Below are 21241 nucleotides of genomic sequence, written 5' to 3' on the forward strand. Positions count from 1 at the left end.
CGCAGGCACCCGACGCGTCGAAAGCTTGCCCAAACGCCGGTCCCTTAAGCCATCCTCCCCAGCCTCTTCGTAGCGGTCGCGATAACGCCGAAATTGCCGTTCCGACATGCCCAGTAGCTCACCAGCCTCCAGCATCGAAAGATCGCCGCCATTCCAGCGGCTTAAAACGTCCCGAAACTTCTGCATTCTCCGGTCCTGTAGCCATGCTGTCCGTCCCATCCCCAGTCTCCATTCGCTGGCGATAAAACCGGACAACTCGTGTGCTACCTAACCCGGACAACTCATGTGCTTACGACACCAGAAGCCGCCTCCCCTTGGCAAGCCGCCAAGCGGCTTGTATAGAGCCCGCCACTCCAATCTCCATTTCCAAGAACAAGGACGACCCAATGGCGATCGAACGCACCTTCTCCATGATCAAGCCGGACGCGACCAGGCGCAACCTGACGGGCGCCATCACCAAGATGCTGGAAGACGCCGGCCTGCGCGTCATCGCATCGCGCCGTGTTTGGATGAGCCGCCGCGAGGCCGAAGGTTTCTACGCCGTCCACAAGGATCGCCCGTTCTTCGGCGAGCTGGTGGAATTCATGTCGTCGGCCCCGACCATCGTGCAGGTGCTGGAAGGCGAGAACGCCATCGCCAAGAACCGCGAAGTGATGGGCGCCACCAACCCGGCCAATGCCGCCGAGGGCACCATCCGCAAGGTGCACGCGCTGTCGATCGGCGAGAATTCGGTGCACGGCTCGGACGCGCCGGAAACCGCCGCGCAGGAGATCAAGTACTGGTTCTCCGATACCGAGATCGTCGGCTGAGCCGCGAACATCGCGCAAACGGCCCGCTCCAGCGGGCCGTTTTGCTTTTGAGACGGGTGGTCACACCCGCAGCGTGCCCTAGGTTCACCGGCATCGGCGACAGAAAAGCCCAGGGCGTCGCCGACTGTGAGCGACCACCACGCTTCCGCCCGAAACCCGGGAGGGAAGCATGATCAAGCCTCATGTTTCTAAAAGCGGTGCCGCGTATCCGGACGATCTCGTCCTGCTGAAGCGCATCTATGACAAGGTCTGCGCGGAGCGCGGCATCGTCTTGGGAAGTCCCGAGGCATCGGACCTGGCGATCGAGGCCATGAGACTGTTTTCCGCGGGCATCTTCGACGAAGGAACGATCGGCCGCCGCCTTCGCGGCGCCTGACAGACAGACTGGCGAGTTCAGTCGCCGTCGCCGTAGCGGATGACCTCGACCTTCTCCCTGGTGATCAGGCAGCTCTTCGTCCTGGTCAGCGCCTTGATTTCGGGGATTAGCGCATCGATCTTGTCCGGCGCGTCGACGATCTCGACGACGATGGGCAAATCCTGCGACAGGCGCAGGATCTTGGCGGTGTGCAGCACGCTGGAGCGGCCGAAGCCGAGCGGCCCCCTCAGCACCGTGGCGCCGGCCATGCCGGTCTCGCGCGCCTTGATGACGATCGCCTCATGCAGCGGCTGGCCGTCGGCCGCCCTGTCGTCCTCGCCGAAGAAGATCCTGAGCAGCGCGCATTGCGCGGGAAGTTCCATGTTTTCCTCCCTGGTTACCCGTTGGCCTGACTGCCTTTCGGCAAGCGGTTGAACCTGGATACCATGAGATAGCCCAGCCACGCCGCGGCGAGCGACAGCCCGACCACACTGATGAGATAGGTCGCGGCAAGCGGCAAGTCGCCCTCGAAGAGCAGGATGAAGGTGTCGAGGCTCATCGCCGAGAACGTGGTGAGCCCGCCGCAGAAGCCGGCCATGACGAAATTGCGGCTGGCCGGACCGACCATCAGGCGACCGTCCGGCCCGGTCAGCGTGGCGAAGGCCATGATGATCCACGAGCCGACGACGTTGACGAACGCGGTCGAATAAAGCGCGTTGAGGCCAAGTTGCGAGACGATGACGTAGCCCGACAGGAAGCGGGCCAGCGAGCCGATCGCCGCGCCGCAGCCGACCGCCAGATAAAGCCGCATCGCCATCCGTCTGTCCGTCATCGCTCAGCCCGCCATCCACAGGACTGCCCAGAAGCCGAGGGCGACAAACAAGACGCACAGCACCGACGACGCGACGATGTTGAAGGCGGCGAGCCGCCCCTCGCCGTCGAGCGCCAGGTTGAGCGTCTGCAGGCAGAAGGACGACACCGTGGTGTACCCGCCGAACAGGCCGACGACGATCAGGTCTCGAAACAGATCACTCGCGAAGATTCCGCCATGGATCCGCGCGGCGCCGGCGAAGGCGCCGATGGCAAGGGCGCCGGAGACGTTGACCAGCAGCGTGCCCCAGGGAAAGGTCTCGCCGATGCCGCGGCCGACCACGCCGGACAGGAAAAAGCGGGAAATACCACCGAGGAACCCGCCGATCAGAACCAGGGCGCAAGCCGCAAGGGTCATCGCTTCAATGCCTTTCCGATGCGATTCCCGCGCGGGAATCACTTCAACAAAGCAGGCATGATGCGAGCGGAAAAAACAAATCCTGCCGCGCGAAAGCACGCCTGGCAGGAGTCATCAGCCCATAAGGGCGGTTTCGGGGGAACCCCATCCCCATTTTCGGCGAACCTAGGCGGTTCCGAAATTCCGGTCAATCGGCTGGAGGCAATTGACGGCGGATCAAATCGCAATGCGGTGAATTCGCAAGCGGAAACAGCAAGGCCTGTGATTTTTCAAATCCACAAGCTCATGCTAATATGGACATGTGGTGGCCCATCCATTCCGAAGGTCAATTCGAATGGCTGCCAAGAGGGGTATCGCGTCGGCGATCGACGACTGCTACGACGCCGCCTTTGAATTCGGGCGGTGGCCGCAGGCTTTGCAAAATTTGGGCGATTGCCTGGGTGTTTCGAGCTGCGTCATCCGAATCCGCGACGATAGACATCCGTTCAGCAGCGATCAGCGCAAGCGGACCAGACTGACGCCGGACTCGCTCGGCCATGCCGAATTCGCGGAAATCTGGCTCAAGAATATCGAGGGCGCGCCCGATCCCCACCCGGAAAGGGCGGCACGGCTGCCGAGGCCGGCGACCTGCTTCACCGTGGAGGACGAAATCACCACGCCGGAAGAAAGGCTGCTTCTGCCCTACTATCAGGAGATAGCCCGTCCAGGGCATCGTGAGTGGTGGGGCACCGTTGCTTTCCCAGTCAAGGGACGCCAATGGGTACTGTCGATGTTCCGCGATGCGCGGAGCGGACCGTTCGACTTGTCCGAGGCCGAGCATTTCCTGCGCGTGGCGCCGGACCTGGCCCGCATCATCAGCCTTGCCGAGAAGATCTGGGAAGTCTCGCTCGACACGGCGCTGGCCGTGCTCGAGCAATTCGATTGCGCGGCCGCGCTGCTCGACAGCCGCGGCCGCCTGAGACGTTGCAACAGCCAAGCGGATGCCCTGTTCAGGTCGGGTCTTGCGGTCCGGCACGGCCACATCCACGCCGCCGACCGCGACAGCGATTCACGTTTTCAAAGGATGGTCCAGGCTGCCCTCACCGGCGCGCGGGACGCAACGCTTCTTGCGGAGCCGGAAGTTATCAACCGCGACGGATCGTTCTGGCTGTTGGCTGAAATCGTGCCGATGACGTCCTTCGTGCGTGACCTGTTCAACGGCGGCGACTTCCTGCTCTTCTTCACCGATCTCGTCGGCGAACGAGCACCGCCGGCGTCGTTGCTGCGCCATGCTTTCCAACTGCCGGCAGCCGAGGCGCGGCTGGCCTCCAGCCTCAGCGGCGGCGACGGCATCGACGCGGCGAGCGAACGGCTGGCGATCGGGCGCGAAACCGCGCGAACGCAGCTCAAGACGATCCTGGCCAAGACGGGCACACATCGCCAGGCCGAATTGACGGCGCTGCTGTCGCGCCTGCGAGTGTCCTTACGTCACTGAACTGCTTCGCAGTTTCCTGGAATTGTTCCCGCGCTTTCACCCGTTCGGGTGAAGCTCGCAGCCGTCTGCCCGCCCAAAATCACCCGGATTGACGAGATCGCGCCGAGCGCCGGGGCTGTGCAGAAATGTCAGGAAGGCTTGGTCGGAGAAATGCATCCGCCCCGCGCAAAAGAACGGGACCGGCAGGATCATGCCTGCTGGCGCTGGCGCTCCTTCTCGCCGGCAGCCCCCAGCCACCAGCAGCGGGCGGGCTCCGTATGCCCGCAGTGGACCTCGAACTGGTCCTCGCCGTCGACGTCTCGTCGTCGATGAGCCTCGCCGAGTTGCAGGTCCAGCGCGACGGCTATGTCAGCGCCTTCCGCCACCCCGACCTGATGCGCGCGATCGGATCAGGCGCGCGCGGCGCAATAGCGCTTTCCTACCTTGAGTGGGCAGGGCCGAGGCATCAGCGCGTGGTGCTGCCATGGACGATCATCGGCAGCGCCGAGGATGCGAGGCGTTTCGCCGACGCCCTTGCCGCGCAGCCGATCATGGCCGAGGCCGGCACCTCCATTTCCGGCGGGCTGCTGGCGGCGGCCGCCTTGTTGGCGAAAAGCCAGGCGGTTGGCGAACGCCGGGTGATCGACATATCGGGCGATGGCCCGAACAATGCCGGCCAGCCGGTCGGCCCGATACGCGCCATGCTGACGGGATCGGGTGTCACCATCAACGGCCTGCCGGTATCGTTGCCGCATGGCAGCTCGAACGGCTTTCAATCCTTTGCCCGGCAGTATCTCGCCCTCTACTACGAGCATTGCGTCATCGGCGGGCCAGGCGCCTTCGTGATCGGCATTGACGATCTGGGCATGTTCGAAGTGGCGATACGCCGAAAGCTGCTGCTGGAGATCGTCGGCCAGCCCGCACGAACCAGGCTCGCTTCCTTTGCAAGGCCAGCGACATTCGATTGCTCGATGCCCGGAACTGCTCCGCGCTAACTGGCTGATGGCGTAGCGAAATACCCGCCGCCCCCTCGCGGCGGGGGAACGTCACTTTGCCTGGCGCTCCTTCACATTGGCGTGGAGGTTCGCCGCCTCCGTGTCGGTGGACGGCGTCCTTGCTTCGGCTGCCCGGATTATTCCCGGAAAATCCCGGCGTCAGCTCGCCGCCAGTTTCACCGCGACGGTCTGCGGCTTGCCATCTAGCGGATCGATCAGGTGGCGGGCATCGGTGACGAACATCGACCGGCCGTCGACGGTGATGCTGGCCTGGAGCGCGTAGGTCCGGCCCTTCTCGATCGCCTTGGGGTCGAAGCCGATCTCGAACTTGATCGACACCTGGCCGGCGGGCGCTATCCTGCGCTTGGCGATGACGGTTGCCGGCGCATCAGCCAGCGAAACGTCGACGAGCTCGACCACCAGCATGGCGTCGGGCGGCAGGGCGATGCGTTCGCGGTAGGTCACCTCGCCCGCAAGCGTCTGTTCGCCGGCCTTGGTCATTTCCGGCACGGCAAACACGCCGACGACCAGCGGCACCAGCCCGAAGATGAAGAATTCCGCGATGCGGTCCAGCATGAGATTGCTCCGCCAGGCAAATCAAACCGAACTGGCAGGCTTGGCAAGGATTGCGGTCGTTCGATGGCCGGACGGGATTCTTATTGGCCCTGTTTCGTCCAACGGTCCGCCGCGTGATCGTCGGCTTCCTTGGCCTCGACCCAGCCGCCCTCGGAGCCGTCGGCGAGATGCTCCTTCTTCCAGAAGGGCGCGCGCGACTTCAGATAATCCATGAGGAAATTCGCCGCCTCGAAGGCGGCCTGGCGATGCGCCGAAGCCGCCACCACCAGCACGATGTTCTCGCCCGGCGCAATCTTTCCATGGCGGTGGATGACGGTTAGCCCCTGCAGCGGCCAGCGCTCGACCGCCTCGATGGCGATGCGGCCGATCTCGGCCTCCGCCATGCCGGGATAGTGCTCGAGCTCGAGCGCCGACAGCGCGCCCTGCTCGTCGCGGCAAAGGCCGGAAAAGGTTACCACGGCGCCGATGTCGGCACGGCCCCTGGTCAGGCCGGCGATCTCGGCGGCGACGTCGAAATCCTCGCGCTGGATGCGGATGGCGGGCACGACGGCGCCGGCCATCTCAGCCTCCGGTCATCGGCGGAAACAGCGCGATCTCGCGCGCGCCCGCTATCTTCTCGCGGTGGCCGACATGTTCCTGGTTGATGGCGACACGGATGACGTCCGGGTACTGCAGCGCGTTCTCGTATTCCTCGCCGCGCGACTTCAGCCAGCGCAGCAAGTCGGCGACCGTCTCGATGCCGGCCGGCAGTTCGACATCCTCTTCCGGCTTGCCGATCCGCTCGCGTACCCAGGCGAAATAGATGAGCTTGGTGGCCATCTCACTCATCCATGATGTGCTTGAGCCCGGCGCGGAAATAATCGTAGCCGGTATAGAGCGTGACGAGCGCGGCGACCCACAAGAGCACAAGGCCGATCTGGGTGGTCAGCGGGAAGATCTTGTCGCCGGCCGGGCCGACCAGCAGGAAAGCGATGGCGACCATCTGGATGGTGGTCTTCCATTTGGCGAGCTGGGTCACCGGCACCGAGACTTTCAGGGCGGCCAGATATTCACGCAGGCCGGAAACCAGGATCTCGCGGCACAAGATGATGATCGCCGCCCACAGCGACCAGCCGGCAATGCCGGCATGCCGGTCGGTGTCGGCGGCAAGCAGGAGCAGGCAGGTCGCGACCAGCAATTTGTCGGCGATCGGGTCCAGCATCTTGCCGATGTTGGAGGTCTGCTGCCAGGCGCGGGCAAAATAGCCGTCAAAGTAGTCGGTGATCGAGGCGAGTAGGAAGATGACCAGCGCCGACCAGCGGGCGAAGTCGGACGACTTCAGATGGCCTTCGAGAAAAAAGCACAGCACGACCAGCGGCACCGCGATGATGCGGGCGTAGGTCAGGATGTTCGGCAGGTTGAACGCGCGCTGTGCCATGTCGTCTCGGGAAATCTCCTCCGCCAGAGGTACTCAAATCAGAAGCCAATGTAGGGGGTCAACAGCCGAGATTCGATTGACCAGTCAAAAATAGCCTTTGTGTGGGCAACGAACTCTCCGCTCGCAGGCCGACCCGTCAAACTTCCGTGCCTGAAACGGCCTCTCAGCTCTCATGAAAATGATTGTAGACCAGCTTCGCGACATGTTCGGAAATGCCGTCGACCTTGACCAGGTCCTCAATCGCGGCGCGGCTGACCGCCTTGGCGGTGCCGAAGGCGAGCAGCAGCGCGCGCTTGCGGCCGGGGCCGATGCCGGCGATCTCGTCGAGCGGGCTTTTCACCATCTCCTTCTTGCGCCGCGCCCGGTGCGAGCCGATGGCGAAGCGGTGCACCTCGTCGCGCAGGCGCTGGACGAAATAGAGCACCGGATCGCGCACCGGCAGCATGAAGGAGTCCCTGCCCTTGACGAAGAAGCGCTCGCGCCCCGCGTCGCGGTCCGGGCCCTTGGCGATGCCTATTGCCATGACCCGGTCCTCGACGCCGAGATCGGCAAGGATCTGGCGCACCGCCGTCATCTGGCCCTGGCCGCCGTCGATCAGGATGACGTCGGGCCAGGCCGGGAAACCGCCATTGCCGGCGACCAGATCCTCATCGCCGGTTTCGTCAGGGGTTGCGCCGGGCTGTTCGTCGCCATGCTCCTTGAGCAGCCGCGAAAAGCGCCGCTGCATCACTTCGCGCATCATGCCGAAATCGTCGCCGGGCGTGATCTCGGTCGAGCGGATGTTGAACTTGCGGTACTGGTTCTTCACGAAACCTTCCGGCCCGGCGACGACCATGGCGCCGACCGCATTGGTGCCCATGATGTGCGAGTTGTCGTAGACCTCGATGCGCACCGGCGGCTTTTGCAGGCCGAAGGTTTCGGCAAAGCCGGCGAGTAGCCGCGCCTGGGTCGACGTCTCTGCCAGCCTGCGGCCGAGCGCCTCGCGCGCATTCTGCAGCGCGTGATCGGTCAGATCCTTCTTCTCGCCGCGCTGCGGCACCGAGATCGCAATCTTGCGGCCGGCATGGGTGGAGAGCGCCTCGGCGAGCAGTTCCTGCTCCTGCGCGGTCTGTGACAGAAGCAGCGTGCGCGCCGGCAGCTTGTCGTCATAGAATTGCGCCAGGAACGAGCCCAGCACCTCGGCCGGCTCCAGCGCCGGATCGGCCTTGGGGAAATAGGCGCGGTTGCCCCAGTTCTGGCCGGTGCGGAAGAAAAACACCTGGATGCAGGTCTGGCCGCCTTCCTGATGGATGGCGAAGACGTCGGCCTCTTCCACGGTCTGCGGGTTGATGCCCTGATGCGCCTGCACATGCGACAGCGCCGCGAGGCGATCGCGGTAGATGGCGGCGCGCTCGAAATCGAGCTCCTCGGAGGCCTGCTGCATCGCGGCCGAGATTTCGGTCTTCACCTTCTGGCTGCGGCCGGAGAGGAAATCCTTGGCTTCCGACACCAGATCGGCATAGCCCTCATGCGAAATCTCGCCGGTGCAGGGACCGGCGCAGCGCTTGATCTGGTAGAGCAGGCACGGCCGCGTGCGGTTCTCGTAGAAGGAGTTGGTGCAGCTTCTGAGCAGAAAGGCACGCTGCAGCGAATTGATGGTGCGGCCGACAGCGCCCGCCGAAGCGAAGGGTCCAAAATAGTCGCCCTTGCGCGAGCGCGCGCCGCGATGCTTGTAGATGCCGGGGGAGACATGATCGCCGGTGAGCAGAATGTAGGGAAACGACTTGTCGTCCCGCATCAGCACGTTGAAGCGGGGCCTGAGCCGCTTGATGAGGTTGGCCTCCAGCAGCAGTGCCTCGATCTCGGTGCGGGTGACGACGAACTCCATCGTCGCCGTCTCGCGCACCATGCGGCCGATGCGGGCGGTGTGGAAGCGCCCTTGCGCGTAATTGGTGACGCGCTTCTTCAAGCTGCGCGCCTTGCCGACATAGAGCACGTCGCCGGCGGCGTTCATCATGCGGTAGACGCCGGGCTGGTTGGGCAGCCGCTTGACGAAGGTCTGGATCACCTCGGCGCCGACCATGCCGTCGGCGTCGCCGGCATGCGGCGTCCAGTCGATGGCCGTGAAGGCGACCTCGGGGCCGGACGGCAGAGCCTCGGGTTCGACGATCTCCTCGGCGCCCTCGTCCTCGACGTCGATATCGACATCGGGCGGCAGATCGTCGGCGGCGCCGTTTCGTTTTTGGGCTGCGGGACTCATTCCACCATGCCTGTCACATCGGGCGTCTGCCACGCAAGATGCTGGCCGCCGTCGAGCGCGATCATCTGGCCGGTCACCGAGCGAGCCTGCCAGAGGTAGCGGATGGTGGCGCCGAATTCGGGCAATTGCGGGCCGCGCTTCAGGATCAGGCCCTCGACCTGGCTTTCGAAATCCTCGTCGTCCTGGCGCTTGTTCTTCAGTGTCGGGCCAGGGCCTATGGCGTTGACGCGGATACGCGGCCCGAGCGCCTGCGCCAGCATCTGCGTTTGCGTCCACAGCGCCGATTTCGACAGCGCGTAGGAGAAATAGCGCGGCGTCGGTCGCCAGACGCGCTGGTCGATGATGTTGACGATCAGCCCCTCCTCGCCTTGCGGCAGCGCGCGGGCAAAGTTCTGCGCCAGAAGCGCCGGCGTCTTCACATGGATGGCGAAATGGCGATCCCAGGCCTGCCAGTCGAAATCCTCGACGCGATCGTCGACGAACAAGGACGCATTGTTGACCAGCAGCGTAACAGGCCCGAGCGCCGCTTGCGCGCGACCGATGAGGCCGCCAACCGCGTCCATGTCGGTGAGATCGCCGGCGACCACGGCGGCGCGGCCACCCTCGCCCGTGATCTTGCCGGCCAGCGCCTCGGCCTCGTCGCCGGAACGGTTGGCGTGGATAGCGACGGCGAAGCCATTGGCGGCCAGATCCTCGACGATCGCCCTGCCGATCCGTCTTGCTCCACCCGTCACCAGCGCGACGGCCGTGGCTTGTCTCATCTTGTCAATCCTCAATCGGCTTCACGATTCCGGGAAGCCGGCACAATATGACGGACCAAGGTGTTAAACACCATTTCCACCTGGGGCAGGAATGTGGCGAAGCGGCCTGAACGCGCATTCGCCTGGCCCGGATTCGGGGCTTGTCATCGCCCAATATATGTCGCCGGACCCCTTGAACCAAGCGGTGTGCAGCGCAACATAATTAGCCTGCTGACATTTCGCTGTTGCGAAGATGCAACGTCAAGGTTCGGCCTCATTCGCGCCGGGTAATGACCCAAGTTCAGGTTCGCTTCAGCCGCATTTCAGCACGACATTTGGAACCGTTGAACGCCAGACCCGTTTATCCCCCCGGACGGGCCGGGGCGTTTCATGAACAAGCAAGCCTAAGTGTCTTGTGGCTTAAGGAGTTACAATAATGAAGACCAATCTCAAATTCGCGCCGCTCGCCGCTGCGCTCGGGCTGTTCGCCTTCGCCGGCACCGCGTTTGCCGCGGACGTCGTTTCCGAAGAGCCGCCGGCTCCCGCTCCGGTTGCCGAGCTTCCGGTTGCTTCCTGGGCCGGCCCCTATGCCGGTATCAATCTCGGCTACGGCTTCGGCGGTCATGTGAAGGCCCCGGGCGTCGACGCCAAGACCAAGGGCTTCATCGGCGGCGTTTTCGGCGGCTACAACTGGCAGCAGGAGAACTTCGTGTACGGTGCTGAAGCCGACCTCGGCTACAACGGCACCAAGGGCTCGGATAATGGCCTGTCCGCCAAGTCGGGCATTGAAGGCTCGCTGCGCGCTCGCCTCGGTTATGCCGTGACCCCGGAAATCCTGCTCTACGGCACTGGCGGTCTCGCTGCCAAGAACCAGAAGATCAACGACAGCGTCACCGGCGTGAACGACAGCAAGGCCATGCTCGGCTGGACGGCCGGCGCGGGCACCGACATCAAGATCACGGACAACGTGTTCGGCCGCGTCGAGTACCGCTACACCGACTTCGGCAGCAAGACCTTCGGCGACACTGGCAAGGTCAAGTCCTCGGACAACCGCGTCACCTTCGGCGTCGGTATGAAGTTCTAAGTCGTCCAAGCCACGACACAGAAAAGCCGGGCCTCGCGCCCGGCTTTTTTTGTGCCTGTGCTTCACCTTCTTCCCCTGTGGAAGGGTCCCCAAATTCCCCGTTGCGCCCTTTCATCGCTTGTGCCTATAGTTAGTACGTGTCTCGCACGAACAAACACTCCTAACTGTGGCGACCCGCTTTCGAGCCCCTGATCTACGGGCTCCGGCGTGGTCGGGAGGCGAGCCGGAACACTCGGTCAAACAGGGGATAAGGAACGTGAACCGCTTTCTCAAACTCTCAACCGCGGCGCTGGTCGCGGCGTCTTTCGCATCGGTTGCGCATGCCGATGAAAAGCTCAAGATCGGCATCGTCACCTTCTCGACCTCCGACGTCGATACCAACCAGATGGTCGACACCATGACCAAGGAGGCGCAGTCGAAGGGCTGGACGGTGGAGACGCTCAACGCCAATGGCGATCCCTCGCAGGCCATCACCGGCATCAAGCAACTGGCGACCAAGCAGGTGAACGCCATCATCGTCACGGTGTTCGATTCCACTGGCCTCGCCGCTGGGCTGCAGGCCGCGGCGGACGCGAAGATCCCGGTGCTTTCGGCCGGCGGCGGCATGGCCGACGGTATCGCGCTTTCCGCCAGCACCGGCGCCGCGCCGCCGCTCATCGACCTGATGCTGAAGGACATCGGCAATGCAGGCACCGTGCTCGACCTCACCTATCACCCCGGCATTCCCTGCCGCGAGCGGGCCGACGCCTTCGACGCGGCGGTGAAGGCCAATCCGGGGCTGCAGGCCACCTCGCACGAGATCACCATTCCGGGTGCGGCCGAATCCTCGCAGGCCGCGACCAGCGCCTGGCTCGCCGCCAATGCCAACGCCAAGGGACCGTTCGCCATCTTCAACTGCTATGACGACAACGCCATGGGCGCCATCGCGGCGCTGAAGCAGAACGGACGCAGCGACGTGAAGGTCTATTCCTTCAACGCCACCGCGCCCGCCGTGCAGGCGGTCAAGGACGGCACGATGACGGCGACGCTCGGCGTCGACCTGACCTCGGCCGGCAAGATGCTGGTCGACCAGATCCCCGACATCATCGCGGCCGGCGACAAGTGGCAGCCGAAATCCTTCGTGCCCGGCTACTCGCTGGTCACCAAGGACAATGTCGACCAGTTCATGAAGGACAATCCGCAGTAAGGTCTGCGGACCCTAGCATCCGGCCGAGCCCGTTCCGGCCGGATGGAGTTCCATCATGAACAGAGCCGTCATGTCCGCCGATCATCCCCTGCCCGAACCCTCCGCGCCGTCGGAGGGCGCCTTGCCGGTCGCGCAAGCCGGGCCACTCCCTCCCGGCATGCGCGACCGGCGGGCGCGGCTGATGCGCTTCATCGGCACCTATGGCACCATCATCGTGCTTGCCGCGATGCTGGTGATCTTCTCGATCCTGCAGCCGGGAACCTTCGCCACTGTCGGCAATTTCCGCAATATCATCAATGACATGGCGATCGGTACCATCGTCGCGTCCGGGCTCACCGTGCCGCTGGTGGCCGGCGATTTCGACTTGAGCATCGGCTATGTGGCGAGCTTCTGCGGCCTGCTGGTCGTCGGGCTTTTGAGCTTCAGCGGGCTGTCTATCCCGCTGGCCATCGTGCTGGTCGTCGGCCTCGGCACGCTGATCGGCGTCGTCAACGGCATCGTCGTCTCCAAGATCGGCGTCAATGCCTTCATCGCAACGCTCGGCACCGGAACCATCGTCGTCGGGCTGAACTACGCCTATTCCGGCGGCATTCCGCTGCAGCTCACGCAGGGCCGCGAATTCACCAAGATCGCCATCGGCCGCATCGCCGGCGTGCCGCATCTCGTCATCATCATGGCGGCGGTGCTCATCATCCTGTGGGTGATCCTCAACCGCACGGTGCAAGGCCAGCACATCAAGGCGATCGGGGTCAGCCCGGAATCGGCGCGGCGCGCCGGCGTGGCCGTCGACCGCAGCCGCATCGTCGCCTTCGCGATCGCCAGCACCTGCGCGGCAATCGGCGGCGTGCTGATGGCCTCCAATCTCGGCTCCGGTCAGGTGACGGCCGGCGACGGCTTCATGCTGACCTCCTTCTCCGCCGCCTTCCTCGGCTCGGCCGCGCTCAGGGAAGGCCAGTTCCACATCGTCGGCACGCTGATCGGCGTGCTCACCGTCGCGGTCGGCAACAACGGACTTGCCATGATCGGCGCGCCGATCTTCACCCAGTTCCTGTTCGCCGGCACGCTGCTGGTCATCGCCGTGGCGCTGGGCGGTATCGGCCGCCGCTTCGGGAGGGGATAGCGATGGCCCGCGAACCCCTGCTTTCGCTCCGCCGCATCTGTCGCAGCTTCGGCGGCATCCAGGCGCTCGACAATGTGTCGCTGGAGATCGGCAAGGGCGACGTGATCGGCCTTGTCGGCGACAACGGCGCCGGCAAGTCGACACTGATCAAGATCCTCGCCGGTGCGCATGATCCGACCTCCGGCGAGGTGATCCTCGAGGGCCAGCCGCACAAACTGTCACCGCCGGCCGAGGCGCAGCGTCTCGGCATCGAGACGGTCTACCAGGACCTGTCGCTGGTCGGCGCCTTCACCGCTGCGGAGAATTTCTTCCTCGGGCGCGAGATCGCGCTTGGACGCGGCCCGGCGCTATTGCGCTGGATGCGCCGCGGCGCGATGGGCGACACAGCGCTGCGCGGCCTGGAAACACTCAACATCGACATTCCCGGCATCCGCAACAAGCCGGTCGACCGCATGTCCGGCGGCCAGCGCCAGTTGGTGGCGATCGCGCGCGGCGCCTTCTGGGGCCACAAGCTCTTGCTGCTCGACGAGCCCACCGCCGCGCTCGGCGTGCGCGAGTCGCGCGAGGTGCTCGATCTCATTCGGCGGCTTGCCGCCAAGGGGCTGACCATCATCATGGTCACCCACAATCTCGACCACCTCTGGCAGGTCTGCAACCGCGTGGTGGTGATGCGCCGCGGCCGCAAGGTGGCGGACCTTTCGAGCGCGGACACCAATATGGAAGAGGTCGTCGCCTATATCACCGGCGCCCGCGCCATATCGGAGGCCGCGGCATGAGCGCGACTGACGCCATGACGCTGAAGAGGCTGCTGGCCGACGCGCCCAACCGCTGGGGCCACTGGGGCGCCGATGACGAGATCGGCGCGCTCAACTACCTTACGCCCGAACAGGTGATGTACGGCCTGGCGAGCGTGCGGCAGGGCCGTAGCTTCACGCTCGGCGTGCCGATCGCCACGCATGAGGGCGACGCGGTGTTTCCCGGACGCTGGCCGGCGAAGCATTTCATGGTCGCCGACAAGGCTGGCTTCGAGAACGGCCATTGGCATCCCCTGCCCGGCGGGCTGGAATTCGCCGACGATTACGTCACCGGCTTCGCCCAGGCCGGCACGCATTGCGACGCGCTGGGCCATATGTGGTTCGACGACACGCTGTGGAACGGCTTTGCGGCATCGAGCACCAATGGCGGCATGACCAAGGCCGGTATCATCCCGATCGCCGAGCGCGGCATCGCCGGGCGCGGCGTGCTGCTCGACATCGCGCGCTTCCGTGGCAAGCCGGTGCTGGACCGCGCCGAAACCTTCACCCATCTCGACCTGGTGGAATGCGCGCGGGCGCAGGGCGTCGAGATATTGCCGCGCAGCATCCTCCTGATCCGCACCGGCTGGGTCGGCGCCCTGGCCGCCGGCCTGCAGCGCGTCGGCGAGGATTACTGGGAGCCGGGGCTGACCTTCAGCCCCGATCTGGTGCGCTGGTTCGACGAGATGCAGATCCCCTCTCTCGTCACCGACACGCTGGCCAATGAGACGACCTACGAGCCCGGCACCGGCCTGATGCTGGTGCTGCACGCGGCGCTGATGCGCAATCTCGGCATCGTCTTCACCGAGATGGCGGCGCTCGATGCCTTGGCAGCCGATTGCGCCGCCGACCGCCGCTACGAGGGTTTCTACTGCACCGCGCCGATCAAGGTGAGCAAGGGCACGGGCGGTGCCGCAAATCCGCTTTTCATCAAATAGATAGGCATGACTTCAATGACCTCTGCGGACAACGAACTCTGTTTCCTGCCGGCCACCGAGCTCGCCGAGCGCATCCGGCGCCGCGACATCTCGCCGGTCGAGGTCACCGAAGCCTATCTGCGCCGCATCGAGGCGCGGAACCCTGTCGTCAACGCCTATACGCTGGTGCTCGGCGATGAGGCGATGGATGCCGCGCGCGTCGCCGAAAAGGAAGTGATGGCGGGCATTCCGCTCGGACCGCTGCACGGCGTGCCGGTCGGCATCAAGGACCTCGACGACGTCGCCGGCGTGCCGACCTCGATGGCCTCGCTGGCGGTGAAGAACCGCGTGCCGCGGACGAGCGCGGCCGCCGTCGAGCGGCTGCTGGATGCCGGCGCCATCGTGCTCGGCAAGACCAACACGCCGGAATTCGGCCACAAGGGCATCACCGACAATTTGCGCTTCGGGCCGACCTCGACGCCATTTGCCATCGGCTATAATTCCGGCGGCTCGTCGGGCGGAAGCGCGGCGGCCGTCGCCGACGGCATGGCGGCCTTGGCGCAAGGCACCGACGGCGGCGGCTCGGTGCGCATCCCGGCTTCGTTCAGCGGCTGCGTCGGCTTCAAGCCGTCCTTCGGCCGCATCCCTTCGGTGACGCGCCCGGACGGTTTCCTGTGGGCGCATCCGCTGGTTCATATCGGCCCGCTGGCGCGCACGGTGGCCGACGCCGCGCTGATGGCCAAGGTGATGGCCGGGCCGCACAGCCGTGATCCGCTCAGCCTGCCGGACGACGGCACCGACTATGTCGGCGCCGTGCAGGTGCCGGCGCGTCCGCTGCGCGTCGCCTACAGCCCGCGCCTCGGCAATTTCCCGGTCGATCCCCAGGTGGACGGCGTGGTCGCCGAGGCGGTCGAGCCCATGCGCAGGCACGGCGTCGAGGTCGATGAGATCGAGCTCGACTTCAAGGCCGACCACAAGGACCTTGCGGCGCTGTGGGTGCGCACCATCGCGATCCATTACGCGGCGATCGCCGTGCACTGGAAGAAGGACGGCATCGACCTGACGGGCGAGCATGCGAGCGTGCTGACACCGCAATTCCTCGCCATGTTGAAGGAAGCCTACAAGGTCTCGGCGGTCGACCACGCGCTCGACGATCTGCTGCGTACCGGCGTGCTCGACGGGCTCGAGGACGTACTCGCCACCCACGACCTGATCGTTGCGCCGACGCTCGCCATCCCGCCGGTGAAGAACGCGACCGATGGCAACACGATCGGCCCGACCTCGATCAATGGCGAGGCGGTCGATCCGCTGATCGGCTGGTGCATGACCTATCCGATCAACTACACCGGACATCCGGCGATCTCGGTGCCGGCGGGCTTCACGCCGCAGGGCCTGCCCGTCGGGCTGCAGTTCATCGGCCGGCGGCATGCGGACGAAAGCGTGCTTGCGATGGCCGCGCGGTTCGAGCGCATCCAGCCGTGGTTCGGAAGTTATCGGAGATTGATGGGGTAGGCGCGACTTCTCCTTCTCCCCTTGTGGGAGAAGGTGGCCGAGCGAAGCTCGGGCGGATGAGGGGTGTTGGACGGATCGCTATCTTACAGAGCTAAGCATCTGAAATCGCTCGATACTTCCACGCCTCATTCCTTCCAGCACCCCTCATCCGTCTCGGCGCTGCGCGCCGATCCACCTTCTCCCACAGGGGGAGAAGGCTGGAGCTAAATCGGCAGCTGCAGCAGCTCTGAGATCACCAGTCCCGCGGCGCCCAGCAGCGCGGCGCCGTCACCCGCATCGCCGGCGATGAATTCGATCGTGCTGCCCGGGCGCGGCGGCACCATGGCGCGGACGTGGCCTGCGATCGCGTCGAGAAGGCGCTCGCCGCCGAGCACGACGTCGCCATGCAGGATGAAGATGTTGGGGGCCACCGTCTGCTGCAGGTTGGCGATGCCGACGGCGACGTTGCGGGCATAGCGATCGAGCAATTTTTCGGCACCCGGCTCCTGCCCTGCCGCCATGTCGGCGAGGCGGCCGGAATCGATCAGTTCGGGCTCCGGCAGACCGGCGGCGGCAGCCTCGCGGCGCAGCCAGCTCAGTGTCGCGATGGTGTCCCAGCAGCCGCGACGGCCGCAGCGGCAGAGCTCGCCGTCGAGCTGCACGAAGGTGTGGCCGAGCTCGCCGCCGGCGCCGGCGGTGCCGCGATAGAGATGGCCGTCGAAATAGAAGGCGCCGCCCAGCACCTCGCCGGTGTAGACGACCGCGAATTGCTTGACGCCGCGCCCGGCACCGAACCAGCGGTCGCCGACGAGCAGCGCGCGCGGATGATGGTCGAGCTTCACAGGCAAGCCGAAGCGACGGCCGAGATCGTCTGCCAGCGGATAGCGGTCGAGCGACGGCGCGAGGTTGACGGTGACGATCGAACCGCGATCGGTGTCGACCATGCCGCCGACGCCGACGCCGATGCCGAAGGGCGTGCGCCGCGCTTTCGCCAGAGTGCTGCCGACGCATTCGGCAATGGTCTCGATGATCGGTTGCATCGGACCGTTGCCGTCGGGCAGCGGCATCTTGCGCTCGGCTTCGATCTTGCCGTCGAGCGTCGAGACGCAGGCGTGCACGGCATCCGGCATCAAGAGCACGCCGCAGATCGGCCGCGCCTTGGGCGAGAACCAGAGCGGGCGGGCCGGCTTGCCGCCGCCAGGATTGGCGGGGATGGGATCGCTCTCGACCAGCACCTGGTCGTCGATCAAGGGCTGGACGATGCCGGAAATGGTGGTGCGGTTGACGCCGGCAAGCCGCGCCAGCTCGGCGCGGCTGGTCGGGCCGAGATCGAACAGCGCCTGCAGCACGCGGCCGCGATTGGTCGAGCCGACCATCGAGGACGACAGCAGCGTCTGGCGCGGACGCCCGGCACGCTCCGCGGCGGCTCCGTCGCCCGGAGGCGTGAACGCATGGGCGCCATTCGGGCCGTCGTCATTGATGATGTTCATTGTCAGCTTGTCGCACCGCCATTCTCGAAAACCTTTCTAGCCCAGGAGCTTGGCGGATTCGAGAACTTTGTACGGGCAGGCAACAAACCCGCGCCAACTGGTTGGATCGGGTGTCTCATGCCTGCCGCCTCGCTACTGTCCGCAGCGTCCCGGCGGTCAAAGACTCTCGGCAGGAACGGCTGGCTTTTGCCGGAAACCGTCATGGGCGGGGAGCGATGACAACTGATCTAGCCATTGCATCCGCGAGGGGAGGAAGACCTGCGCGTCCGGCCGGTAGTCGTCCGGCACGGTCATGGTGGCGGCGTGAACGTGGATTTCGTGAGGCCATCTGTCGGAGCGGAAATAGAGCCTGGTGCCGCAGGACGGGCAGAAACCGCGAAACGTGTTCGGGCTGCTTTCATAGTGCCTGACGTCGCCGGTCCAGCTCAGTTGCTGCGGTCTCAGCCCCAGAAAGGCGGTGAGCGGGGAAGACGTGGCGCGCTGGCAATCGGCGCAGTGACAGACAAGGTTGCGCGTGACCTCCCCCGAATATGTCCAGGTGACCGCGCCGCACATGCAACGTCCCGCCAGTGATGCCAGCTTGTCCTCCACCGGCTGCTGCTCGCTCAGCCGCATGCGGTGCAGAATAGGCCGCGCGATCTGCTCAGGCTTGCCGCTTTGCGACCTTGGCCGGTTTGACTTTCGCCGGCAGCGTGCCGACGAAAGCCAGCGCGCGATCGAGCCAGCCGGCGAGATCGGCATCGGTGGCCGTGCCTTCCGGCGCGACGCGAACATAGCCTTCCATGGAGCGCCCGCCCATCTCCATCGGGCCCGCATGAGGAAGTGCCGCGGCCGCCGCATGCGCATCCTTGCCGACGCGAACTAGGAGCCCGCGCTTCGAGGTGCCGATCAGCATGTTGCCGTTGATCATGAAACAGGTGCCGCCGAACATCTTCTGCTCGGTGAAAACGCGCTTGCCGAGGGCGGCGCGCAGGCGCGCGACCATCGGGTCGGGCGCGAGGCTGGTTGAGGGCTTTGCCATGCTCACCACCTCCGCGATTTGGATGGGGTCAGGCAAGCATGGAAGGGAGGGAGGTTCAAGCCCGCCTCCACTTCTCCGCTTGCGGGAGAAGGGAGGCGCCTCACCCCGGCACGGCGCCCTTCAACTCCGGAAACTTCTCGTCGAACCGCGCGGCCCAGCGCACCAGCCGGCTGCGGCCCTTCTCCCACTGGCCGCCGAAGCGCAGCGCCAGATAGCCGAGGGTGGCGCGCAGCGCCAGCTGGCCGGCGGTGATCTTCTTCGGCAGTTTGGGAGGGTTGGCGTTGAGCAGGTCGAGCGCGGCGGTGATCTTCGCCCACTGGCGGTCGAGCCAGGGCTGGTAGACCATCTCCTCCGGCCGCGTGCGCCGCTCATAGACCATCGACAGCGCGCAGTCGCAGATGCCGTCGGCCAGCGCCTCGAGAACTTCCGCCTCGAGCCGCTTGTCGGGATTGCGCGGGAACAGCGCATTCTTCGACAAGCGGTTGAGATGCTGGGTGATGGCGCGGCTGTCGTGGATCGTGCGGCCGTCCTCCAGCACCAGCACCGGTATCTTGCCGAGCGGATTGGCCGCGATCAGTTCGGCGGGCTTGTCCTCCGTCTTGATCGCCACGAGGTCGATGGCGATGCCGGCATAGATGGCCGCCATGCGGACCTTCGAACTGTAGGGCGACGTGGACGCGTAAAGCAGTTTCGGCATGATCGGCTTTCCAGTTGTTTGCGGCACTGTTGACCGATCGCGATCCGAAGGGCAACGGCCAGTAGGCCAATCCAGATTGGCCAATGCAGTTTGCCGGCGCCGGCTGCCGCAACGAAAAAGCTCCCGGAAGTTTTGCCGGGCGGCAAAATTTCCGAGAGCTTTAGGAGGAGCGTCCGCTCCGGCTCCGCTCGCTCTGACACCGACTTGGCGAGAGGGGTGCCTGGGTGGCACCCGCCCTCACCTGTTGCGGTTCGCCAAGCGAAGCTACGCGATTACTTCTTGGCGGCCGGCTTCTTGGCCGGAGCTGCCTTCTTCACGGCTGCCGGGGCCTTGGCGGCGGCTGCCTTCATCGGAGCCTTGGCGGCGGGCTTGGCCGCTGCCTTCGCTGCCGGCTTCTTGGCGGCGGGCTTGGCCGCTGCCTTGGCCGCCGGCTTTGCCGCTGCCTTGGCGGCTGGCTTAGCCGCAGCCTTGGCGGCCGGTTTAGCCGCAGCCTTGGCCGCCGGCTTCGCCGCTGCCTTGGCCGGAGCCTTGGCGGCTGCCTTCGGTGCCGCTGCCTTCTTCACTGCTGCAGGTTTCGCGGCAGCCTTAGCTGCCGGCTTCTTTGCCGGCGCTTTCGCCGCCGGCGCCTTGGTTGTCGTCTTTGCCATGCGATGCCCCTTGCGTTTTGCCGATGGTCGTGAGTGACCCGGCGTGTCTATGCATATCTGACTCGCGACTGTCTAGCCAGCGAAGCAACACAATGATTTTCAGTTATTGAATTTTGGTTACGCAAAACGCCCGAAGATGCATCTCATTGAAAAATTGTGAGCGAATCTGTCACTTTCGAAGTGGCGGCGCGCCGCGCAGATCTTCGCCCGGCTTCTATCGCCCGATCATCCATCGACCCGCGGCATAACTTAATATCGGAATGTGAGCATAGCACTCACAATAGAGGAGATGCCGCCGAACACCGGCTTCATCTTGTCCAACACAAACATCTACAGATGAACCAACCGCACGCGGAAGCAAAAGCTTGCGCAATGGAAAGTGAGCTTTAAGCTCATATTCGAGCGGTGCCGTCAGGCCTCCGCTGGCTCGCGCTCGCCCTGCAGGCGACGCGCCGGCTCGGCCCGGTGCAGATGCACGGCGTAAGTGTCCCAGGGCGGCGAGACAGCGATCCGCACCAGCATGCGGCCAATCTCGCCGCGATGGTAGCCGCCATGCAGGACGACATGCGTCAGCATCTCTTGCCTCGTCATGCAGCCCTTGTCGCCGTCGGTGAAGGTGAAGGCGACCGGCTCGGCAAGCTCTTGCTCCGAAACGGTTTCGAGATAGTCGAGATACCAGCGGTCGGCCTCGGCCAAGGCAGCGCGCAGTTCGGCCGGCTCCGGCGTTTCCTCGGTGTTGTCGCTCGCATGGCCATGGGCAACGCCCTTCAGATGCGCGGCAAAGATCCGCGACACGACATGGACGTGGTTCATCAGCCGGATCGCGGCGTGGCGCTCCCCGGCGTCGCGGGCGGGATCGATGCCGGCAAGCTTTTCCGCGAACTCATCGTTGGCCCAGGCCTGATAGGCAAGCAGGCTCTTCAGCAGGGTCTTGGCGCTCATCGTCCGGCTCCATTTGCGTTGGTGAAATGAATGTGAGTAT

General features: G+C 65.1%; 26 protein-coding genes and 1 riboswitch. Of the genes, 10 read left to right on the forward strand and 16 right to left on the reverse strand.

Annotation, left to right across the window (positions count from 1 at the left end):
• Positions 1-186: helix-turn-helix domain-containing protein (locus DPM33_RS30635; RefSeq protein ID WP_167449087.1), on the reverse strand; the 186-nt coding region annotated here is incomplete at its 3' end.
• A 200-nt stretch (positions 187-386) separates the two neighbouring features.
• On the opposite strand from DPM33_RS30635, the gene ndk reads away from it, so the two are divergent.
• On the forward strand, positions 387-809 hold the full coding sequence (ndk, locus tag DPM33_RS30640) for a nucleoside-diphosphate kinase (protein WP_027165590.1): 423 nt from the start codon (positions 387-389) through the stop codon (positions 807-809).
• A gap of 169 nt (positions 810-978) precedes the next feature.
• A complete protein-coding gene (locus DPM33_RS30645; protein ID WP_112101108.1) occupies positions 979-1185 on the forward strand; it encodes a hypothetical protein in 207 nt (68 codons plus the stop codon).
• A 17-nt stretch (positions 1186-1202) separates the two neighbouring features.
• On the opposite strand, the gene DPM33_RS30650 is transcribed toward DPM33_RS30645, so the two are convergent.
• Genes DPM33_RS30650 through crcB (DPM33_RS36710) form a run of 3 tightly spaced genes read right to left on the reverse strand, consistent with a single transcriptional unit; the run spans position 1203 to position 2392 of the window.
• Positions 1203-1547: a DUF190 domain-containing protein gene (locus DPM33_RS30650; protein WP_112101109.1), complete on the reverse strand. Its 345-nt coding sequence runs from the start codon at positions 1545-1547 to the stop codon at positions 1203-1205.
• Positions 1548-1561: 14 nt separating this feature from the next.
• Positions 1562-1996, reverse strand: a complete 435-nt coding sequence (gene crcB / locus DPM33_RS36705; RefSeq protein ID WP_208648475.1) for a fluoride efflux transporter CrcB — start codon at positions 1994-1996, stop codon at positions 1562-1564.
• Between the two features lie 3 nt (positions 1997-1999).
• The gene (crcB, locus tag DPM33_RS36710; protein ID WP_208648476.1) at positions 2000-2392 is read right to left on the reverse strand and encodes a fluoride efflux transporter CrcB; all 393 of its coding nucleotides are present in this window, start codon (positions 2390-2392) and stop codon (positions 2000-2002) included.
• 98 nt (positions 2393-2490) lie between these two features.
• Positions 2491-2553: riboswitch (Fluoride riboswitch) on the reverse strand.
• A gap of 173 nt (positions 2554-2726) precedes the next feature.
• Between crcB (DPM33_RS36710) and DPM33_RS30660 the strand changes: the two genes are divergently transcribed.
• Together DPM33_RS30660 and DPM33_RS30665 are read left to right on the forward strand one after the other, a co-directional pair.
• A complete protein-coding gene (locus tag DPM33_RS30660) occupies positions 2727-3866 on the forward strand; it encodes a helix-turn-helix transcriptional regulator (protein ID WP_112101110.1) in 1140 nt (379 codons plus the stop codon).
• A 257-nt stretch (positions 3867-4123) separates the two neighbouring features.
• Entirely contained in the window at positions 4124-4840 is a 717-nt protein-coding gene (locus DPM33_RS30665; protein ID WP_167449273.1) for a DUF1194 domain-containing protein, read from the forward strand.
• A gap of 159 nt (positions 4841-4999) precedes the next feature.
• On the opposite strand, the gene DPM33_RS30670 is transcribed toward DPM33_RS30665, so the two are convergent.
• The 6 genes from DPM33_RS30670 to DPM33_RS30695 all read right to left on the reverse strand — a co-directional run bounded on the left by DPM33_RS30670 (position 5000) and on the right by DPM33_RS30695 (position 9833).
• Complete coding sequence (locus DPM33_RS30670; RefSeq protein ID WP_112101112.1) at positions 5000-5416, reverse strand: YbaY family lipoprotein; 417 nt, start codon at positions 5414-5416, stop codon at positions 5000-5002.
• Positions 5417-5496: 80 nt separating this feature from the next.
• Positions 5497-5976: a molybdenum cofactor biosynthesis protein MoaE gene (locus DPM33_RS30675; RefSeq protein WP_112101113.1), complete on the reverse strand. Its 480-nt coding sequence runs from the start codon at positions 5974-5976 to the stop codon at positions 5497-5499.
• 1 nt (position 5977) lies between these two features.
• Positions 5978-6235, reverse strand: coding sequence for a molybdopterin converting factor subunit 1 (gene moaD, locus DPM33_RS30680; RefSeq protein ID WP_112101114.1), 258 nt, complete (start codon positions 6233-6235; stop codon positions 5978-5980).
• Position 6236: 1 nt separating this feature from the next.
• On the reverse strand, positions 6237-6833 hold the full coding sequence (gene pgsA, locus DPM33_RS30685) for a CDP-diacylglycerol--glycerol-3-phosphate 3-phosphatidyltransferase (RefSeq protein ID WP_112101115.1): 597 nt from the start codon (positions 6831-6833) through the stop codon (positions 6237-6239).
• A gap of 163 nt (positions 6834-6996) precedes the next feature.
• A complete protein-coding gene (gene uvrC / locus DPM33_RS30690; RefSeq protein WP_112101116.1) occupies positions 6997-9072 on the reverse strand; it encodes an excinuclease ABC subunit UvrC in 2076 nt (691 codons plus the stop codon).
• Positions 9069-9833: an SDR family oxidoreductase gene (locus DPM33_RS30695; protein ID WP_112101117.1), complete on the reverse strand. Its 765-nt coding sequence runs from the start codon at positions 9831-9833 to the stop codon at positions 9069-9071. The genes uvrC and DPM33_RS30695 overlap by 4 nt, the downstream gene beginning before the upstream one ends.
• Before the next feature lie 415 nt (positions 9834-10248).
• Here DPM33_RS30695 and DPM33_RS30700 point away from each other — a divergent pair, with 415 nt between their 5' ends.
• From DPM33_RS30700 to DPM33_RS30725, 6 genes are all read left to right on the forward strand, one after another.
• Positions 10249-10896: an outer membrane protein gene (locus DPM33_RS30700; RefSeq protein ID WP_112101118.1), complete on the forward strand. Its 648-nt coding sequence runs from the start codon at positions 10249-10251 to the stop codon at positions 10894-10896.
• 256 nt (positions 10897-11152) lie between these two features.
• The gene (locus DPM33_RS30705; protein ID WP_112101119.1) at positions 11153-12082 is read left to right on the forward strand and encodes a sugar ABC transporter substrate-binding protein; all 930 of its coding nucleotides are present in this window, start codon (positions 11153-11155) and stop codon (positions 12080-12082) included.
• Between the two features lie 55 nt (positions 12083-12137).
• Complete coding sequence (locus DPM33_RS30710) at positions 12138-13202, forward strand: ABC transporter permease (protein ID WP_245442527.1); 1065 nt, start codon at positions 12138-12140, stop codon at positions 13200-13202.
• Positions 13203-13204: 2 nt separating this feature from the next.
• On the forward strand, positions 13205-13978 hold the full coding sequence (locus DPM33_RS30715) for an ATP-binding cassette domain-containing protein (RefSeq protein WP_112101121.1): 774 nt from the start codon (positions 13205-13207) through the stop codon (positions 13976-13978).
• The gene (locus DPM33_RS30720) at positions 13975-14934 is read left to right on the forward strand and encodes a cyclase family protein (RefSeq protein ID WP_112101122.1); all 960 of its coding nucleotides are present in this window, start codon (positions 13975-13977) and stop codon (positions 14932-14934) included. Before DPM33_RS30715 ends, DPM33_RS30720 begins: the two co-directional genes overlap by 4 nt.
• A gap of 15 nt (positions 14935-14949) precedes the next feature.
• Positions 14950-16425, forward strand: a complete 1476-nt coding sequence (locus tag DPM33_RS30725) for an amidase (RefSeq protein WP_112101123.1) — start codon at positions 14950-14952, stop codon at positions 16423-16425.
• A 203-nt stretch (positions 16426-16628) separates the two neighbouring features.
• Here DPM33_RS30725 and DPM33_RS30730 read toward each other — a convergent pair whose 3' ends face one another.
• The 6 genes from DPM33_RS30730 to DPM33_RS30755 form a co-directional block, all read right to left on the reverse strand.
• Positions 16629-17894: an ROK family protein gene (locus DPM33_RS30730; RefSeq protein WP_112101124.1), complete on the reverse strand. Its 1266-nt coding sequence runs from the start codon at positions 17892-17894 to the stop codon at positions 16629-16631.
• A 156-nt stretch (positions 17895-18050) separates the two neighbouring features.
• Positions 18051-18509, reverse strand: coding sequence for a GFA family protein (locus DPM33_RS30735; protein ID WP_245442529.1), 459 nt, complete (start codon positions 18507-18509; stop codon positions 18051-18053).
• A 28-nt stretch (positions 18510-18537) separates the two neighbouring features.
• Positions 18538-18915, reverse strand: coding sequence for a TfoX/Sxy family protein (locus DPM33_RS30740; protein ID WP_245442531.1), 378 nt, complete (start codon positions 18913-18915; stop codon positions 18538-18540).
• Positions 18916-19015: 100 nt separating this feature from the next.
• Positions 19016-19612, reverse strand: a complete 597-nt coding sequence (locus DPM33_RS30745) for a glutathione S-transferase family protein (protein ID WP_112101125.1) — start codon at positions 19610-19612, stop codon at positions 19016-19018.
• 272 nt (positions 19613-19884) lie between these two features.
• On the reverse strand, positions 19885-20259 hold the full coding sequence (locus DPM33_RS35980; protein WP_189546155.1) for a hypothetical protein: 375 nt from the start codon (positions 20257-20259) through the stop codon (positions 19885-19887).
• Between the two features lie 411 nt (positions 20260-20670).
• Positions 20671-21201 (reverse strand): DinB family protein, encoded by a 531-nt coding sequence (locus tag DPM33_RS30755; RefSeq protein ID WP_112101126.1) that lies wholly within the window; start codon positions 21199-21201, stop codon positions 20671-20673.
• Positions 21202-21241 lie beyond the last annotated feature (40 nt).

Source organism: Mesorhizobium hawassense (assembly GCF_003289945.1).
GTDB lineage: Bacteria > Pseudomonadota > Alphaproteobacteria > Rhizobiales > Rhizobiaceae > Mesorhizobium > Mesorhizobium hawassense.

Bases quoted from the DNA above. Each gene is read 5' to 3' on its own strand.
- ndk (WP_027165590.1), top strand. From the start codon at position 387: ATGGCGATCGAACGCACCTTCTCCATGATCAAGCCGGACGCGACCAGG.
- DPM33_RS30645 (WP_112101108.1), top strand. From the start codon at position 979: ATGATCAAGCCTCATGTTTCTAAAAGCGGTGCCGCGTATCCGGACGAT.
- DPM33_RS30650 (WP_112101109.1), bottom strand. From the start codon at position 1,547: ATGGAACTTCCCGCGCAATGCGCGCTGCTCAGGATCTTCTTCGGCGAG.
- crcB (WP_208648475.1), bottom strand. From the start codon at position 1,996: ATGACGGACAGACGGATGGCGATGCGGCTTTATCTGGCGGTCGGCTGC.
- crcB (WP_208648476.1), bottom strand. From the start codon at position 2,392: ATGACCCTTGCGGCTTGCGCCCTGGTTCTGATCGGCGGGTTCCTCGGT.
- DPM33_RS30660 (WP_112101110.1), top strand. From the start codon at position 2,727: ATGGCTGCCAAGAGGGGTATCGCGTCGGCGATCGACGACTGCTACGAC.
- DPM33_RS30665 (WP_167449273.1), top strand. From the start codon at position 4,124: ATGCCCGCAGTGGACCTCGAACTGGTCCTCGCCGTCGACGTCTCGTCG.
- DPM33_RS30670 (WP_112101112.1), bottom strand. From the start codon at position 5,416: ATGCTGGACCGCATCGCGGAATTCTTCATCTTCGGGCTGGTGCCGCTG.
- DPM33_RS30675 (WP_112101113.1), bottom strand. From the start codon at position 5,976: ATGGCCGGCGCCGTCGTGCCCGCCATCCGCATCCAGCGCGAGGATTTC.
- moaD (WP_112101114.1), bottom strand. From the start codon at position 6,235: ATGGCCACCAAGCTCATCTATTTCGCCTGGGTACGCGAGCGGATCGGC.
- pgsA (WP_112101115.1), bottom strand. From the start codon at position 6,833: ATGGCACAGCGCGCGTTCAACCTGCCGAACATCCTGACCTACGCCCGC.
- uvrC (WP_112101116.1), bottom strand. From the start codon at position 9,072: ATGAGTCCCGCAGCCCAAAAACGAAACGGCGCCGCCGACGATCTGCCG.
- DPM33_RS30695 (WP_112101117.1), bottom strand. From the start codon at position 9,833: ATGAGACAAGCCACGGCCGTCGCGCTGGTGACGGGTGGAGCAAGACGG.
- DPM33_RS30700 (WP_112101118.1), top strand. From the start codon at position 10,249: ATGAAGACCAATCTCAAATTCGCGCCGCTCGCCGCTGCGCTCGGGCTG.
- DPM33_RS30710 (WP_245442527.1), top strand. From the start codon at position 12,138: ATGAACAGAGCCGTCATGTCCGCCGATCATCCCCTGCCCGAACCCTCC.
- DPM33_RS30715 (WP_112101121.1), top strand. From the start codon at position 13,205: ATGGCCCGCGAACCCCTGCTTTCGCTCCGCCGCATCTGTCGCAGCTTC.
- DPM33_RS30720 (WP_112101122.1), top strand. From the start codon at position 13,975: ATGAGCGCGACTGACGCCATGACGCTGAAGAGGCTGCTGGCCGACGCG.
- DPM33_RS30725 (WP_112101123.1), top strand. From the start codon at position 14,950: ATGACCTCTGCGGACAACGAACTCTGTTTCCTGCCGGCCACCGAGCTC.
- DPM33_RS30730 (WP_112101124.1), bottom strand. From the start codon at position 17,894: ATGAACATCATCAATGACGACGGCCCGAATGGCGCCCATGCGTTCACG.
- DPM33_RS30735 (WP_245442529.1), bottom strand. From the start codon at position 18,509: ATGCGGCTGAGCGAGCAGCAGCCGGTGGAGGACAAGCTGGCATCACTG.
- DPM33_RS30740 (WP_245442531.1), bottom strand. From the start codon at position 18,915: ATGGCAAAGCCCTCAACCAGCCTCGCGCCCGACCCGATGGTCGCGCGC.
- DPM33_RS30745 (WP_112101125.1), bottom strand. From the start codon at position 19,612: ATGCCGAAACTGCTTTACGCGTCCACGTCGCCCTACAGTTCGAAGGTC.
- DPM33_RS35980 (WP_189546155.1), bottom strand. From the start codon at position 20,259: ATGGCAAAGACGACAACCAAGGCGCCGGCGGCGAAAGCGCCGGCAAAG.
- DPM33_RS30755 (WP_112101126.1), bottom strand. From the start codon at position 21,201: ATGAGCGCCAAGACCCTGCTGAAGAGCCTGCTTGCCTATCAGGCCTGG.